The organism is Achromobacter sp. 01N37 (assembly GCF_056399725.1).
Map to the genome: position 1 here is coordinate 38,807 of NZ_JBFTRX010000022.1, position 16,625 is coordinate 55,431.

14 protein-coding genes are annotated in these 16,625 nt (G+C 63.3%); 5 read left to right on the top strand and 9 right to left on the bottom strand.

Annotation, left to right across the window (positions count from 1 at the left end; genetic code table 11):
* Positions 1-74: 74 nt before the first annotated feature.
* The 7 genes from AC1DSJ_RS28540 to kdgD (AC1DSJ_RS28570) form a co-directional block, all read right to left on the bottom strand.
* A complete protein-coding gene (locus AC1DSJ_RS28540; protein WP_054426858.1) occupies positions 75-815 on the bottom strand; it encodes an amino acid ABC transporter ATP-binding protein in 741 nt (246 codons plus the stop codon).
* A gap of 42 nt (positions 816-857) precedes the next feature.
* Entirely contained in the window at positions 858-1,961 is a 1,104-nt protein-coding gene (locus AC1DSJ_RS28545; protein WP_054426857.1) for an amino acid ABC transporter permease, read from the bottom strand.
* Between the two features lies 1 nt (position 1,962).
* Entirely contained in the window at positions 1,963-3,126 is a 1,164-nt protein-coding gene (locus tag AC1DSJ_RS28550) for an amino acid ABC transporter permease (protein ID WP_441372471.1), read from the bottom strand.
* Positions 3,127-3,156: 30 nt separating this feature from the next.
* A complete protein-coding gene (locus tag AC1DSJ_RS28555) occupies positions 3,157-4,365 on the bottom strand; it encodes an aminotransferase class I/II-fold pyridoxal phosphate-dependent enzyme (protein ID WP_441372436.1) in 1,209 nt (402 codons plus the stop codon).
* 102 nt (positions 4,366-4,467) lie between these two features.
* Positions 4,468-5,484, bottom strand: a complete 1,017-nt coding sequence (locus AC1DSJ_RS28560) for an amino acid ABC transporter substrate-binding protein (protein ID WP_054426855.1) — start codon at positions 5,482-5,484, stop codon at positions 4,468-4,470.
* Between the two features lie 471 nt (positions 5,485-5,955).
* On the bottom strand, positions 5,956-6,684 hold the full coding sequence (locus AC1DSJ_RS28565) for a FadR/GntR family transcriptional regulator (RefSeq protein ID WP_054426854.1): 729 nt from the start codon (positions 6,682-6,684) through the stop codon (positions 5,956-5,958).
* A gap of 342 nt (positions 6,685-7,026) precedes the next feature.
* On the bottom strand, positions 7,027-7,941 hold the full coding sequence (kdgD, locus tag AC1DSJ_RS28570; RefSeq protein WP_054426853.1) for a 5-dehydro-4-deoxyglucarate dehydratase: 915 nt from the start codon (positions 7,939-7,941) through the stop codon (positions 7,027-7,029).
* Positions 7,942-8,251: 310 nt separating this feature from the next.
* On the opposite strand from kdgD (AC1DSJ_RS28570), the gene AC1DSJ_RS28575 reads away from it, so the two are divergent.
* Positions 8,252-9,250 (top strand): Bug family tripartite tricarboxylate transporter substrate binding protein, encoded by a 999-nt coding sequence (locus AC1DSJ_RS28575; RefSeq protein ID WP_441372437.1) that lies wholly within the window; start codon positions 8,252-8,254, stop codon positions 9,248-9,250.
* Complete coding sequence (locus AC1DSJ_RS28580) at positions 9,208-9,549, top strand: hypothetical protein (protein WP_346552085.1); 342 nt, start codon at positions 9,208-9,210, stop codon at positions 9,547-9,549. The genes AC1DSJ_RS28575 and AC1DSJ_RS28580 overlap by 43 nt, the downstream gene beginning before the upstream one ends.
* A gap of 443 nt (positions 9,550-9,992) precedes the next feature.
* Here AC1DSJ_RS28580 and AC1DSJ_RS28585 read toward each other — a convergent pair whose 3' ends face one another.
* Positions 9,993-11,576, bottom strand: coding sequence for an aldehyde dehydrogenase (NADP(+)) (locus AC1DSJ_RS28585; RefSeq protein WP_441372438.1), 1,584 nt, complete (start codon positions 11,574-11,576; stop codon positions 9,993-9,995).
* Positions 11,577-11,638: 62 nt separating this feature from the next.
* Positions 11,639-12,553 (bottom strand): 5-dehydro-4-deoxyglucarate dehydratase, encoded by a 915-nt coding sequence (kdgD, locus tag AC1DSJ_RS28590; RefSeq protein ID WP_175168680.1) that lies wholly within the window; start codon positions 12,551-12,553, stop codon positions 11,639-11,641.
* Between the two features lie 248 nt (positions 12,554-12,801).
* Between kdgD (AC1DSJ_RS28590) and garD the strand changes: the two genes are divergently transcribed.
* The 3 genes from garD (at position 12,802) to AC1DSJ_RS28605 (ending at position 16,583) form a co-directional block, all read left to right on the top strand.
* Positions 12,802-14,376 carry a galactarate dehydratase gene (gene garD, locus AC1DSJ_RS28595; protein WP_175168681.1) on the top strand — a complete coding sequence of 525 codons (1,575 nt, stop codon included), beginning with the start codon at positions 12,802-12,804 and terminating at the stop codon, positions 14,374-14,376.
* 100 nt (positions 14,377-14,476) lie between these two features.
* Positions 14,477-15,544 carry an SMP-30/gluconolactonase/LRE family protein gene (locus tag AC1DSJ_RS28600; protein ID WP_054426849.1) on the top strand — a complete coding sequence of 356 codons (1,068 nt, stop codon included), beginning with the start codon at positions 14,477-14,479 and terminating at the stop codon, positions 15,542-15,544.
* 34 nt (positions 15,545-15,578) lie between these two features.
* A complete protein-coding gene (locus tag AC1DSJ_RS28605) occupies positions 15,579-16,583 on the top strand; it encodes a Bug family tripartite tricarboxylate transporter substrate binding protein (protein ID WP_054426848.1) in 1,005 nt (334 codons plus the stop codon).
* Positions 16,584-16,625: the final 42 nt, after the last annotated feature.

Consider the following 16,625-nt stretch of genomic DNA (forward strand, 5'->3'; position numbering starts at 1 on the left):
CAACGCGGGCGGCATGAAGGGGGCGACATGATGGGGGCGGCATGGATAGCCGTTTATGGTTTACGCCATCAACATCAATGCAGGATCTGGCTCAGGAACAGTTTCGTCCGTTCGTTCTGCGGGTTATCAAAGAACGCGTCCGGGTTGTTCTGTTCGATGATTTCGCCGCGGTCCATGAAGATCACMCGRTTSGCKACCTTGCGCGCAAAGCCCATTTCGTGGGTCACGCAGATCATCGTCATGCCGCTTTCCTGAGCCAGCGTCACCATCACGTCCAGCACTTCCTTGACCATTTCCGGGTCTAGCGCAGATGTGGGTTCATCAAACAACATGACCTTCGGGTTCATGCACAACGACCGCGCAATCGCCACGCGCTGTTGCTGGCCGCCCGACAACTGGCCGGGGAATTTCTTGGCCTGATCGGGAATGCGCACGCGTTCCAGGTACTTCATTGCCGTGGCTTCGGCCTGTGCGCGCGGCTGCTTCAGCACCCACATGGGGCCCAGCGTCAGGTTTTCCAGCACGGTCAGGTGCGGGAACAGGTTGAAGTGCTGGAACACCATGCCAACTTCGCGGCGGATGGTCTCAATGTGTTTGAGATCGTTCGTCAGCTCGGTGCCGTCAACGATGATCTGGCCTTGCTGGTGCTCTTCAAGACGGTTGATGCAGCGAATCATCGTGGACTTGCCCGAGCCCGATGGGCCGCACACCACGATGCGTTCGCCAGGCGCCACGTCCAGGTTGATGTTGCGCAACACGTGGAACTGGCCGTACCACTTGTTCACGCCCTGCAATCGAATAATGGAATCCGACATGCTTGGTCTCCGTAAGGTTTACCGGGGGGGATCGCCGCGCAATCAGCGCGCGTGCCCGGTGGCCAGACGCTTTTCAAGCGCTTGGCTGTATTTGGACATGGAATAGCAAAAGACGAAGTAGATCAGCGAGATGAAGAGATAGGCCTCCACCCCGAAACCCCGCCATGCCGCGTCGGACAAGGCCGCCTTGGCTGCCAGCGTCAGGTCGAAAATACCGATGATCACCACCAGCGACGTGTCCTTGAACAGGCTGATGAAAATACCCACCAGCGGCGGAATCACGATCTTCAGCGCTTGCGGCAGGATGATCTTGCGCATCTGCTGCCAGTAGTTCAGCCCGAGCGAATCGGCGCCTTCGTACTGGCCTTTCGGAATGGCCTGCAGGCCGCCGCGTACCGTTTCCGCGATATAGGCCGCGGCGAACAGGATGATGGCGATCTGCGCGCGCAGCAGCTTGTCGATGGTGAAACCTTCGGGCAAGAACAGCGGCAGCATCACCGACGACATGAACAGCAGGCTGATCAGCGGCACGCCACGAATCAGCTCGATGTACACGACGCACAGCGCTTTGATGGCCGGCATCTTCGAACGCCGGCCCAGCGCCAGCATCACGCCGATCGGGAACGCAAAGGCGATGCCAAACGTGGCCAGAATCAGCGTCAACGGCAGGCCGCCCCAGCGCGAGTTCTCGACATACGTCAGGCCGAACACGCCGCCCCACATCAAGAGCGCAACAGCCGTCAGGCCGCCCGTCCAGATGAGCGCCAGCTTGCCATTCCAGAAGCGCCGCATGCCGCTGCACGCGATGACGGCGACGAGGATCAGCGTGGCGATCAGCGGACGCCACTGTTCATCAAACGGATAAGTGCCGAACAGAATCAGCCGATGCTTTTCAACGATGAACGCCCAGCAGGCGCCGCCAACGGAGGCCCGGCATTCCATGGCGTTGGTGGCGGTGAAGTTGGCCTTCAGGAAGGCCCATTCCACCAGCGCCGGCAACGACATCAGCAGGAACCACGCCAGCAGCACCGTGATCAGGATGTTCAGCGGGGATGAAAACAGACGGGACCGTATCCAGGCCCAGGCGCCGACCTGGGTGCTGGGCGGGGGCAGGGGGTCGGCGAAGGAGTGCGTAGTGCTGCTCATATCAACGCTCCACCAGCGCGATGCGCTTGTTGTACCAATTCATGAAGATCGAGATCGACAGGCTGACCGTCAGGTACGCGCCCATGATGATGAGGATGCCCTCGATGGCCTGGCCGGTCTGGTTCAGCGTGGTGTTCACCACCGAGACGATGTCCGGATAGCCAATGGCGACGGCCAGCGAACTGTTCTTCAACAGGTTCAGGTATTGGCTGGTCATCGGCGGGATGATCACGCGCAAGGCTTGCGGCAGCACGACCAGACGCAACACCTTGGCGCGCGGCAGGCCCAGCGAGCCGGCGGCTTCCCATTGGCCGTTGTTCACCGCCTGGATGCCGGATCGCACCACTTCGGCGATGAACGCCGAGGTGTAGACGGTCAAGCCCAGGAACAGGGCGACGAACTCTGGCGTCAGCGTCAGGCCGCCAACGAAGTTGAAGCCCTTGAGCGCCGGCATGTCCAGCGTCAGCGATGCGCCGCTGGCCAGCCAGCCCAGCACGGGCAACGCCAGCAGCAAGCCGATGGCTGCGCGGCCCAGCGGGAACACACGGCCCGTGGCTTCCTGGCGCTTCGCGCCCCAGTGGCCCAGGAACAGGATGGCGACAATGGCCAGCGCCAGTCCGCCCAGCACCCAGTCCAGCGATGCACCTTCCAGCCCAGGCACTTTCAGGCCCCGGTTGGAAATGAACACGCCCGGCAGCGGGTTGTGCGCCTGGCGCGGCCCCGGCATGTTTTCGGTGATCAGCGCATACCAGAAGAACAGTTGCAGCAAGAGCGGCACGTTGCGCATCACCTCGACATACACCGAGGTGATCTTCTTCACGAGCCAATTCTTCGACAGCCGTCCGACGCCAATGAAGACGCCCAGAATGGTGGCGGCGACCAGCGCAAGCAGGCCCACGCGCAACGTGTTCAGCACGCCCACGAAGATGGCGCGGCCATAGGTGTCGGCCGGGCCATAGGCGATGACGGACTCACCAATGGCGAAGCCCGCTTCGCGGTTCAGAAAGCCGAAGCCCGTGGCGATGTTGCGCATGGACAGGTTGTGCAGCGTGTTGTGCACCAGGAACCAGACGCCCGCCCCGACGAAGGTCAGGGCCAGCACCTGGTAGACCAGCGCACGCGTGGCCGGGTCATTCCAGGACACCCGGTGCGGTGGCCTTGCCACCGGGGATTGCGCGGTGTGCTTGGCCACGGCTTAGTCCGCCATCAAGACTTTGACGGCCGCTTCCAGGCGGTCCATGCCTTGTTCGATGACTGCGGTGGACGTCGCGAACGAGAAGCGCACATAGGGCGACAAGCCATAAGAACCGCCGTCGATCACCGCCACGCCGGCTTCACGCAGGAAGAACAGGCTGACGTCCAGGTCGGTCTTCAGCTCGCCTGCCGGGCCGGTGCGTCCGATCAGGCCTTGCACGTTGGCGTACACGTAGAACGCGCCGTCGGGCATCGCGCACGAGATACCGGGAATGGCGTTCAAGCGGCGCACGATCAGGTCGCGGCGGGCCTTGAAGATGTCGACCATCTTCGTCACGCTGGACTGGTCGCCTTCCAGGGCGGCCTGCGCGGCCACTTGCGAAATCGCGCTGGGGCAAGACGTGCTTTGGGACATGACCGTGCTCATCGCCTTGATCAAGTCCGCCGGACCCGCGCCGTAGCCCACGCGCCAGCCGGTCATGGCGTACGACTTCGACATGCCATTGACGATCAGCGTGCGCGGAATCAGCTGCGGTTCCACTTGCACGGGCGAGGCATGCGCCTGTCCGCTGTAGCAGAAGGGCGCGTAGATTTCGTCGCTAAGAATCCAGACTTGCGGATGGCGCAGCAGCACGTCGGTCAGCGCGCGCAGCTCGGCTGCGCTGTAGACGGCGCCGCTGGGGTTGCTGGGGGAATTCAGAATCAGCCAGCGGGTGCGCGGCGTGATCGCGGCTTCCAGCGTGGCGGCGTTCAGCTTGAAGCCTTGCGACTCGGGGCCGGTCACCACAACAGGCTTGGCGTCGTTCAACAGCACCATGTCGGGGTACGACACCCAGTACGGCGCGCAGACGATGACTTCGTCACCCGGTTCCAGGCTGGCGGTCAGCGCCGCGCCGATGATCTGCTTGGCGCCCGCGCCCACGGTGATCTGGTCCATGCCGTAAGACACGCCCAGGCCCAGCTCCAGGCTGTTGGCGATGGCGCGGCGCAAGCCCACCGTGCCGTTCGGGCTGGTGTAGCGGATGTCGCCGCTGGCGATGGCTTCCTGGCCGGCGCGCGCAATGTGGGCGGGCGTGGCCATGTCCGGTTCACCAAGCGTGAAGTCGGCGATTTCGCGGCCCTGGCGGCGCAGTTCGTCGACGACGATCTTGGCGGCCATGCTGGGCGAAGGTTTGATCTGTTTCAGGCGGGCGTTGACGATGCTGTTCATGGTTACAACGTAAAGAGGCAAAGACAGGCCGCGCGTTGCGGCCGGAAATGCGGGTAAAGAGAAAAGCGGCTTCGCCTGAAAGACGAAGCCGCGCATTAACACTTAGCGGACGGGCCAGCCGTACATCAGGCCGCCTTGGGTCCATTGCTTGTTCAGGCCGCGTTCCAGCTTCAGCGGGCTGTCCTTGCCCATGGCGCGGTCATAGCTTTCGCCGTAGTTACCAACCTGCTTGATGATGTTGTAGGCCCACTTGTCGTCCAGACCCAGATTCTTGCCCATGCCCGGCGTCACGCCCAGAATGCGCTGCACGTTGGGGTTGGTGCTCTTCAGCATTTCATCCACGTTCTTTGACGTGATGCCGTATTCCTCGGCTTCCAGCATGGCGTTTAGCGACCAGCGCACCACGTTGAACCACTGCTCGTCGCCTTGGCGGACCATCGGGCCCAAGGGTTCCTTGGACAGGTTTTCGGTCAGGATTTCCCAGTCTTCCGGCTTGGCCAAGCGCGTGCGCATGTTGGCGGCGGTGTTGGACTTGTCGTTGGTGTAGGCGTCGCAACGGCCCGATTCCAGCAGGCGGAAGTTCTCGTCGTAGTTTTCAACCAGCACCGGCTTGAACGTCAGGCCACGGCTGCGGAAGTAGTCGGCCAGGTTCAGTTCGGTGGTGGTGCCCGGCTGCACGCAGATGGTGGCGCCGTCCAGTTCCTTCACGCTCTTCACGTTCATCGACTTCTTGACGATCAGGCCTTGCGCGTCATAGAAGTTCACGCCCACGCCGATCAAGCCCAGCGTGGTGTCGCGGGTCAGCGTCTGCGTGGTGTTGCGCGACAGCATGTCGATTTCACCCGATTGCAGCGCGGTGAACTTGGCTTGCGCGGTCAGCACGTTGCCCTTGACCTTGGACGCGTCGCCAAACATGGCGGCGGCGACGGCGCGGCACATGTCCACGTCCAGCCCGGTCCATTCGCCCTTGCTGTCCAACACCGAGAAGCCGGGAATGCCGGCAAAGCCGCACTGCAAGAAGCCTTTTTTCTTGACGGCGTCGAACGTCACGCCGGCTTGCGCGCCAGAGGCGACGCACAGCAAAGTCGCCGCAACGGCGGTGGTCAAAAACTTACGCATGGAGAATGCTCCTGGGGAGGTCGGAAAGCGCTTGGATAAGCGGGAAAGGAACGAAGAGGAAAGCGGAACCCGGCGCGCACGCGCCGTCGCGGCTCGGGCGTTGGCCTGAGCGGTCGGTGACACGGGGATGCAGGGGTAGGGAAGGGGTCGCGGAGAGCGCCGCGGATGACCGGGAACCCGGTCAGGTGATGTGCCGATGAATACGCGTGGCGTAGCGGTGGAACGTCGTGCGGAGGGAAAGAATCGGGCTCATCAGCGGCACTTGTACAACGTGGGTCATACGGATAGCGGGGCGCGGCTGCCAGAATCTGGCGTTACATCGTACCGCTAAGTCATGAGACGTATGATGGCAGCTGTCATACAAGCTAGCAAGTAAGGGGAATCCCGTAATTTGCTTTGCCGGCAGGGGGTTGGACCTGCCGGCTGGCCGTGGCGAATGCCTGTTTGCGCTGGGGTCTTTCCAGCGCGGTCTTATTGCGCCGGCGCTTGCGACAACAGCTTGCGATACCGCGCGATGCTGTCACCCAGGTGACGCGCCATGGCGGCGCGTGCGGCGCCGGGGTCGCGTCGCATGATGGCGGTCAGGATGGCTTCGTGCTCGCGCACGTTGCGCGTTTCGTAGGTTTCCAGTTCTTCAGGCGTCTTGCCGCCGTGCTTGATGTTCAGGTCCAGCATCACGTCGCGCACCGCGGCCTTCAGCAGCGCGGGAAAGTGCGGGTTGTTCGACGCCTTGGCAATCGACAGGTGGAATTCGTAGTCGGCCTTGACGGCGGCTTCCATGTCGCGGGTTGCGCGGTTGAAGGCGTCAAAGGCTTCGACGATCTCGCTCAGGTCGGTGGCGGTGCGGCGCTCTGCCGCCAGCCCACAGGCTTCCACTTCAAGGCCTGCGCGCAACTCCATGATGTGCAAGGCCCAGCGCGGGTCGGCGGCGGGTTCGATGACAAAGTCGATGGGCTTTTCGCGGTCTTCCGTGACGAATACGCCGATGCCGGGCTTGCTGACCAGGCGGCCGCTCAGGCGCATCGATGCGACAGCTTCGCGAATAACGGTGCGGCTGACGTCGAACTCATCGCAGAGTGCGTGTTCGGAAGGCAGCTTGTCGCCGGCGCGGTACAGGCGCGCGTCCAGCCGCTTGTTCAGTTCCTCGATCACCACGTCGGTCAGGCGCGAACGCGGGCGGGGCCGGGCGGGAGTTTGCATCGTCTCTCTTATAGGTGGGGTATGGCGGGGGGTGCAGGCCCGTAGCCCGCAGCCGAGCAAGTGTACGCTTTTCGCGTGCCGTGTCCGGGTGTCCGGCCCGTTGACGGCGGCTAGTCTGGCAGGGAATCGGGCAGAAATTTTGATACCCGTATGACAACATACAGCGGCAATTCCGCCAACTATTGTTTGATTTTGTGATGGCTTGGGGCTCGCATATGAAAAAGCCCTCCCGATGAGGGGAGGGCTTGCTTCATTGCGGGGCGAGGCGTATCGGCGCGGCTGCTCTCGCCGCTTCTGGCACCGCTTCTCGCGCCGCTTTTCAGCACCGCTGGACGATGCTGCTTATTGCGCGCCGAGCTTCTTGATCAGCGCGTTCAGCATTTCCAGCTCTTCGCCAGTCAGGTCCGTCAGCGGGGCGCGGACGGGGCCGGCGTCATGGCCGACGAGCTTGGCGCCCGCCTTCACGATGCTGACGGCGTAGCCGGCTTTGCGATTGCGGATCTCCAGGTACGGCAGGAAGAAATCGTCCAGCAAACGGTTGGTGGTGTCGGAATCGCCCGCGGCAATGGCGCGGTAGAAGTCCATGGCGGTCTTGGGCACGAAGTTGAAGACGGCCGACGAATACACCGGCACGCCGAGCGCGCGGTACGCGGCGGCATAGACTTCAGCAGTGGGCAGGCCGCCCAGGTAGGAAAAGCGATCGCCCATCTTGCGGCGGATGCTGACCATGGATTCGATATCGCCAATGCCGTCCTTGAAACCGACCAGGTTCGGGCAACGCTCGGCCAGGCGGGCCAGGCTGTCAGCCGACAAGCGCGATTGGGCGCGGTTGTAGACGATGACGCCGATCTTGACCGACTTGCAGACCTGTTCCACGTGCGCGGCGATGCCGTCTTGCGAGGCTTCGGTCAGGTAATGCGGCAGCAGCAGAATGCCCTTGGCGCCTTGGCGCTCGGCTTCTTGCGCATAGGCAATGGCGGTGCGGGTGGGGCCACCTGCGCCAGCCAGGATCGGCACCTTGCCCGCGCAGGTTTGCACGGCGGTGCGGATGACATCCGAATATTCCTGCGGGGCCAAGGAGAAGAACTCGCCCGTGCCGCCAGCGGCGAACAGCGCGGTGGCGCCGTAGGGAGCCAGCCATTCCAGGCGGGCCGCATAGGTCTTGGCGTTGAAGTCGCCATTCTGGTCGAAGTCCGTCACGGGGAAGGAGAGCAAACCTTCCGAGACAATTTCCTTGAGTTCCTGAGGAGTCGTCATGCCTGTCATCCAAAAAAAGGGGAAAAAGAAGGGAAAAAAAGCAGAAAAAGAAGGCCGGTAAGGTGTCGGCCCTGTCGTTGATCAGTAGATGTATGTCATCGTACAACATACAAGTTGGTGCAGCAATGGGGTCGATGCGATCCGCATGGTTGTCATACAACAATAGCGGGTAAATCCTTAGAAATTCGGAATTACCCTAGATTGAAAGACGATGCCCGGAGACGTATTCTCTTTCCCTGAAAAGTCGTACGACAACGTACAAGATAAGACGACAACGTAACAATCACTCTTACCCATTCAGGAGACAAGCTTGAAGCAGGCATTCCCCGTATCCCGCCGCACCTTCACCGTTCTGGCGCTGACCGCCTTGGCGACCCTGGGCGCCACCGCCGCCCACGCCGCCGACGACTGGCCCAAAGCCAAACCGATCACGCTGGTGGTGCCGTTCGCGGCAGGCGGCACGTCTGATGTGCTGGGCCGCATGATTGCGCAGGAATTGGGCGCCAGCCTGAGCCAGACCGTGCTGGTGGAAAACAAGGGCGGGGCGGGCGGCGTGCTGGGTGCGGATGCGGTCGCGCGCGCCAAGCCCGACGGCTACACGCTGCTGCTGGGCACGATCGCCACCCATGCGATCAACCCGTCGCTGTTGCCAGGCATCAACTACAACGCCGCAAAGGACTTTGCGCCGGTCATTCTGTTGGGCAGCATTTCCAATGTGCTGCTGGTGGGCGCCAACCAGCCGTTTAAATCGGTACAGGATGTGGCGGCGACGGCCAAGGCGAATCCCGATACGGTCGCCTTTGGTTCGGCCGGGCAGGGCACGTCGCAACATCTGTCGGGTGAAGTGTTCAAGCAATTGACGGGCGCGCATCTGACCCATGTGCCGTACCGGGGTAGCGCGCCTGCCATCCAGGATTTGATCGGCGGCCAGATTCCCAGCTCGTTTGAAACCGCCTTGGTCGCATTGCCCCATGTGCAAAGTGGCAAGGTGCGCGCGCTGGCGGTCACGTCTGCCAAGCGCACGGACGTCATGCCCGATGTGCCGACCATGCAGGAGGCGGGCATTGCCGGGTTCGACGTCAGCAGCTGGCAAGCCATCTATGCGCCGGCCAACACCCCGCCCGCCGTGGTCGACCGCTTGAACAAGGCCATTGCCGCCATCATCGCCAAGCCGGACGTCAACGCGAAGATGAAGGGCCTGGGCCTGGCTTACACGCCGAATACGCCGGCGGAGTTCACGGCGTTCCAGACGGGTGAGCAAGCCAAGTGGGCAAAGATTATTGCGGATGGGAATTTGCGGGCGCAGTAAACGGCATTGCCGGTTTGCAGGGTTCAGGGCGGCGGCATGCCGCCCTTATTTATCATCAACATTCAGTGCATATTGGAATTGAGTTTTGTACCGCACCGGCGCTGAAAATAATTGGGTCGGCTGCGGATGAAAATAGTTCGCGTCCGTATTTCGATATTTTCCAGCGGCGTCAAATAACTTGCGCCGAGCGTGGCGGAAAAATTATTCCCCATACAAATATGGATGGTGTGCATTTTCCCGATGTGGCTTTTCCCAGTATGTATCCAACGCTTCGGTCAGCACTAGCGCTTACATACTAGAGCGCCCAGCAAAAGCATCCCGATCAGCGTTCCCCCAATGGCAAGCGCGGCTCTTTCGGCCCGTTCGGAACCATGCAGATATAGCCACGCCGCAATCGTCGCCGTCAAAATAATGGCAATCCCTAATAACAACGGGCGCCAACAGGCGCGCATGCGGCGAAAAACGCTAGGATTTTCGGTATTCACGTGCCTCGGGCCTTTTGAAAAACTGAAATCCGTGGGTCATTCTGCCAAGAAAATAGAAACCGGAAAATAGTTTTACAAATTAGACGCGAATTAATCCAGGGGTGGAAGCCCGTAGTTGCGATAGGAAATAGAAAAAACAAAACGCCGCGCAGTGAGCCTTAAATTAAATAAAGGCACCACCACGCGGCGTTTTTAACGTGAGCCGTCGTCGGTATTACATCGTCGGCATCACGTCGTCAGCATCACATCGACGGCCCTTAGGCCTTCGTCATCACCCCATCCACCATGCGCGTCAGCGACAGCGGATTGGCGCGCTTGACGCCTTCCGGCAGCAGCGCATCGGGCAGATCCTGGTAGCAGACCGGGCGCAGGAAACGGCGGATGGCCGTGGCGCCGACCGACGTCGACGCCGCGTTCGACGTCGCCGGGAAGGGGCCGCCGTGCACCATGGCGTGGCTGACTTCCACGCCCGTCGGGTAGCCGTTGGCCAGGATGCGGCCGGCCTTGCGTTCCAGCACGGGCAGCAGCGCTTGCGCGTCCGCCACATCCGCGTCGTCGACGAACAGCGTCGCCGTGAGCTGGCCTTCCAGGTGCTCGGCCACGGCCGTCATCTGGGCGACGTCCTGGCATGCCACCACCAGCGATGCCGGGCCGAATACTTCGGCTTCCAGTTCATGCGAAGCCAGGAAGCGGTCGGCTTGCGTGCCGAAGACAACGGCGCCTGCGGCGTTGGCCGCGGGCTTGGACGCTTCGCCACGGCCCAGCGTGGCCACGCTGGCGTGCTTGGCCAAGGCGTCTGCGCCTTCTTGGTAGGCCGAGAAGATGCCCGGGGTCAGCATGGTGGCGGCGCCCTTGGCTTCGACGGCTTGGGCGGCGGCTTGGCGGAAGCGTTCCAGCGCGGGGCCTTCCACGCCAATGACCAGACCTGGGTTGGTGCAGAACTGGCCCACGCCCATGGCCAGCGAATCCACGAAACCGCGGGCGATGGCCTCGGCGCGGGCTTCCAGCGCGGCCGGCATCAGGAACACCGGGTTGATGCTGGACATTTCGGCATAGACGGGAATCGGCACCGGGCGGGCGTTGGCGGCCGCAACCAGCGCCAACCCGCCACGGCGCGAACCCGTGAAGCCGACGGCCGTGATGGCCGGGTGCGTGACTAGCGCCGTGCCGATATCGCTGCCCGCGCCGAACAGCAGCGAGAACGTGCCTTCGGGCAGGCCGTGCTTGGCGACGGCGGCCTGAATGACGCGGCCGACCATTTCGGAAGCGCCGGGGTGCGCGTTATGCGCTTTGACGATGACGGGGCAGCCCGAGGCCAGCGCCGAGGCGGTGTCACCGCCGGCCACCGAGAAGGCCAGCGGGAAGTTGCTGGCGCCGAACACGGCAACCGGACCCAGCGGCACATTGGCCAGGCGCAGATCGGCGCGCGGCAGCGGCGTGCGCTCGGGTTGGGCCGGGTCGATGGTGGCGTCCAGGAAGTAGCCATCGCGCACCACGCGGGCGAACAGACGCAGCTGGCCAACGGTGCGGCCGCGTTCGCCTTGCAGGCGCGCCACCGGCAGACCGGTTTCCAGGTGGGTGCGTTCGATCAGGGCATCGCCCAGCGCCAGGATGCCTTCAGCGATGCTCTCCAGGAACTGCGCGCGGGTTTCCAGCGGGGCGGCGCGATAAGGGTCGAAGGCGGCGCGTGCCAGTTCGGCGGCGCGCGCAACGTCGTCCGCCGAACCGGCGGGAAAGCCCGGCCCCAGGCGTTCGCCCGTGGCGGGGTTGATGGCGTGCTGGGCAGCGCCGGCGCCCAGAACGGCGGTCGAGCCGATCAGCATTTGGCCGGTCAAAGTCATGATGAATTCTCCGAAAAAAACGCCCCCGAATCGGGGGCTGGCTTGCAGTTCAGTCGCGCGGCTTATTGGGGGCCGAGCTTCTTGATCAGGGCGTTAAGCATTTCCATCTCTTCGCCAGTCAGGTCCGTCAACGGGGCGCGGACGGGGCCGGCGTCATGGCCAACGAGCTTGGCGCCCGCCTTCACGATGCTGACGGCGTAACCGGCCTTGCGATTGCGGATCTCCAGGTACGGCAGGAAGAAATCGTCCAGCAAACGGTTGGTGGTGTCGGAATCGCCCGCGGCAATGGCGCGGTAGAAGTCCATGGCGGTTTTGGGCACGAAGTTGAAGACGGCCGACGAATACACCGGCACGCCGAGCGCGCGGTAAGCGGCGGCATAGACTTCAGCGGTGGGCAGGCCGCCCAGGTAAGAAAAGCGGTCGCCCATCTTGCGGCGGATGCGGACCATGGCTTCGATGTCGCCAACGCCGTCCTTGAAGCCGACCAGGTTCGGGCAACGCTCGGCCAGGCGAGCCAGGCTGTCAGCCGACAAGCGCGACTGCGCACGGTTGTAGACGATGACGCCGATCTTGACCGACTTGCAGACCTGTTCCACGTGCGCGGCGATGCCGTCTTGCGAGGCTTCGGTCAGGTAGTGCGGCAGCAGCAGAATGCCCTTGGCGCCTTGGCGCTCGGCTTCTTGTGCGTAGGCGATAGCGGTGCGGGTGGGGCCGCCGGCGCCCGCCAGGATTGGCACCTTGCCTGCGCAGGTTTGCACGGCGGTGCGGATGACATCCGAATATTCCTGCGGGGCCAAGGAGAAGAATTCGCCCGTGCCTCCAGCGGCGAACAGCGCGGTGGCGCCGTAGGGAGCCAACCATTCCAGGCGGGCCGCATAGGTCTTGGCGTTGAAGTCGCCGTTCTGGTCGAAGTCCGTCACGGGGAAGGAGAGCAAACCTTCCGAGACAATTTCCTTGAGTTCCTGCGGGGTAGTCATAGTGCGTTCATCCGAAGTAGCCGTCGCGGGCCACTTACGTGGGCCTTGAACGGGATGCGGTGTTGAAAAGGTAAGTCATCGTACAACATGATTTTGGCGGTTTCAAGGGCTGCTTCCCTATGACGGCACTTGTTTACAAGGGGAAACCCGAAATTTATTTTTGGACTGGTTCAAGGATATTCTTCTGGTTGTACGATAACGTATCGGATGCCGGACCTTCGCGCATCCTTCAGGCAAAAGGATTTTTCATGCAGGTTGCGGCAGACCAAGCGCCCGTGCTTATCAAGATTCATCCGCAGGACAACGTGGCAATCGTGGCCAACGAAGGGGGGCTGCCTGCCGGCACCGTGCTGCCCGATGGCTTGCAACTGGTAGACACCGTGCCGCAAGGGCACAAGGTGGCGCTGGCCGATCTGGCCGAGGGCGACGCCGTTGTCCGCTACAACGTGGTGGTCGGGTTCGCGGCGAAGGCGCTGCCGCGCGGCAGCTGGATCAACGAACGCGTCACCACCATGCCCGCCGCACGCACGCTGGAAGACTTGCCGGTGGGCACGCGCATCACGCCGCTGCCGCCGCTGGAAGGCTACACGTTCGAGGGGTACCGCAATGCCGACGGCACCGTCGGCACGCGCAACATTCTGGCCATCAGCACCACCGTGCAATGCGTGCAAGGCGTGGTCGAACACGCGGTGGCGCGCATCCGCCAGGAAATGCTGCCGCGCTATCCCAACGTGGATGATGTGGTGGGCATCGAACACACCTATGGTTGTGGTGTCGCTATTGACGCGCCGGGCGCGGCGATTCCGATTCGCACCCTGCACAACATCGCGCGCAATCCCAACTTTGGCGGCACGTCGATGGTGGTGAGCCTGGGCTGCGAAAAGCTGCAACCCGAACGCCTGTTGGCGCCGGGCGCCATCCCGATCCGTGCGGGCGAGGGCATGGGCGCCGAGGGCAACGGCGTGGACACCATCGTCCTGCAAGACGAAGAGAACGTCGGCTTCCAATCCATGATTGACCTGATCATGCGCACGGCCGAACGCCATCTTGAAAAACTGAATGCGCGCCGCCGCGAAACCTGCCCCGTGTCGGACCTGACCGTGGGCGTGCAGTGCGGCGGCAGCGACGCGTTCTCAGGCGTGACGGCCAACCCCGCGGTGGGCTTTGCCACCGACCTGCTGGTGCGCGCGGGCGGCACCGTGATGTTCTCCGAGAACACCGAAGTGCGTGACGGCATCGACCAACTGACCGCGCGCGCGGCCACGCCGGAAGTGGCGGACGCGCTGGTGCGCGAGATGGCCTGGTATGACGAATACCTGCAACGCGGCATGGCCGACCGCAGCGCCAACACCAGCCCGGGCAACAAGAAGGGCGGGCTGTCGAACATTGTTGAAAAGGCGATGGGGTCCATCGTGAAGTCGGGCTCGTCGCCCATTCACGGCGTGCTGTCGCCCGGCAACCGCCTGACGCAAAAGGGCCTGATCTTCGCGGCGACGCCCGCCAGCGACTTCATCTGCGGCACCTTGCAGTTGGCCGCGGGCATGAACCTGCACATCTTCACCACGGGACGCGGCACGCCGTATGGCCTGGCGCAAGTGCCGGTGATCAAGGTGGCCACCCGCGACAGCCTGGCGCGCCGCTGGCATGACCTGATGGACGTGAACGCTGGGCGCATCGCGACCGGGCAGGCGTCGATTGAAGACGTGGGTTGGGAGCTGTTCCGCCTGATGCTGGATGTGGCCAGCGGCCGCCAGCAGACCTGTGCGGAAAAACTCAAGCTGCATAACGCGCTGGCGCTGTTCAACCCGGGGCCGGTGACCTGACGCCGGGGGCCTGCGCCCCATCCCAAGCAAGACCGCAGTGCCATCGCCGCATTGCCATCGCCGCATTGCCATCGCATTACACCGATAAGAGGAGACACCGATGGAGCATGCCCCCTTGGCCCAACCCGGCCGCCGCCGGCTGCTGGGCGCAGCACTGGCGTTAGGGCCCGTTGCCCTGGCGCAAGCGCAACCCGCTGGCCCCGGCCCATCATTCAATTTCACGCCGCAACAGCGCTACCCGGACCCGTCCATCCGCATCCTGGACCCGGAGTTTTCCAAGTACCGCATCTACAGCAGCAGCGTCGAGCAACTGGCAAGCGGCTTTCGCTGGCTGGAAGGCCCGGTCTGGGTGGGCGACGGGCGCTATCTGCTGGTGTCAGACATTCCCAATGACCGCATCCTGCGCTGGGACGAAACCACGGGCGCGGTCAGCGTCTTCCGCCATCCCGCCAACTTCAGCAACGGCTTGGCGCGCGACCGCCAGGGCCGCCTGCTGGCCTGCGAACACCTGACGCGGCGCGTCACGCGCACCGAGTACGACGGCTCCATCACCGTGCTGGCCGACCGCTACGACGGCAAGCGCTTCAATTCGCCGAACGACATCATCTGCCAACGCAACGGCGCCATCTGGTTCACCGACCCGCCGTTTGGCATCGGCGGCCATTGGGAAGGCGACAAGGCAACGCCCGAACTGCCGCATGGCGTGTACCGCATCGCGCCGTCGGACGGCCGCGTGACGCGCGTGCTGGAAGACCTGGCTGGCCCCAACGGGCTGTGCTTTTCGCCTGACGAAAAAATCTTGTATGTCGTGGAATCACGCCATCAGCCGAACCGCGTGATCTGGGCCTATGACGTGGGCGCTGACGGCGCGCTGTCCGGCAAGCGCGTGCATGTGGACGCGCAAGGCCCCGGCGCCATCGACGGCATCAAATGCGATGAAGACGGCAACCTGTGGTGCGGCTGGGGCAGCAACGGCGCACCGAACGCCCGGCCCGATGAACTGGACGGCGTGATGGTGTTCAACCCCGCCGGCAAGCCCATTGGCCACATTCGGCTGCCGGAACGCTGCGCCAACCTGTGCTTTGGCGGCGCCAAACGCAACCGGCTTTTCATGGCCAGCAGCCATTCGCTATACGCCCTGTACGTGGAGACGCGCGGGGCGGCTTGATTCATCAAAAAACACATCAGACGGAGTGGAGACAATGAACGTAAGCAAGAGGCAGTTCCTGGGCGGCGCCGCGGCGCTATGCCTGTCGCCGTTGGTACCGGCATGGGCGCAGCAAGCCGCGTCGTCCGCCGGCGGCAACGCCGCCAATTGGCCGACGCGCCCCGTGCGCATCATCGTGCCGTACCCGCCCGGCGGATCGTCGGACATCATCGCGCGCATTCTGGCGCCGCGTTTGTCTGATGCGCTGAAGCAGACCGTTGTCGTCGAGAACAAGCCCGGCGCCAATGGCAACCTGGGTGCGGGCATCGTGGTGCAGTCGGCAGCGGAAGGCCATACCGTGCTGCTGTGCGATGTGGGCGCGCTGGCGATCAGCCCATCGGTCTATACCAAGCTGTCGTTCGATCCGTCCAAGGATTTGCGCGCCGTCAGCATGCTGGCCTATTCGCCGCACGTCTTGGCCGTGCACCCCGATGTGCCGGCCAAGACGGTTGAGGAATTGGTGGCGCTGTCGAAAAAGCAGCGGCTGAATTTTGCGGTTACGGCGATTGGCAGCGCGCCGCACCTGGCGGCGGTGGCCGTGCAGCAGGCGACCGGGGCGCAATGGGAATACGTGCCGTACAAGGGCGGTTCGCAGGCGGTTACCGACACCATCGGCGGGCAAACGCAGATCATCATGAATGGCTTGCTGGCGACCTTGCCGCACATCAAGGCCGGCAAGCTGCGTCCGATTGCGATCTCGAAGGGCGAGCGCATGCAGCTTGTGCCCGACATCCCGACCATTTCCGAGCAAGGCGTGAAGGGCTTTGAGTCTGGCACGTGGCAAGGCGTGATGGCGCCGGTGACCACGACGGACCCGGTCGCCGAACGACTGGCGATGCTGATGGCGGAAATCGTGAATCAGCCGGATGTGAAGGCGCAACTGAACGAGCAGGGCGCGGAAATCGTCACGCGGAATCCCGCCGAGCTGACGAAATTCTTCAACAGTGAACGCGCGCGCTGGGCCAAGGTGGTGCAAAGCGCGGACATCCGTCTGGATTGATCGGGGGCAGGGCGCGCGCCTTGCGGCACGATGGCGATGGGC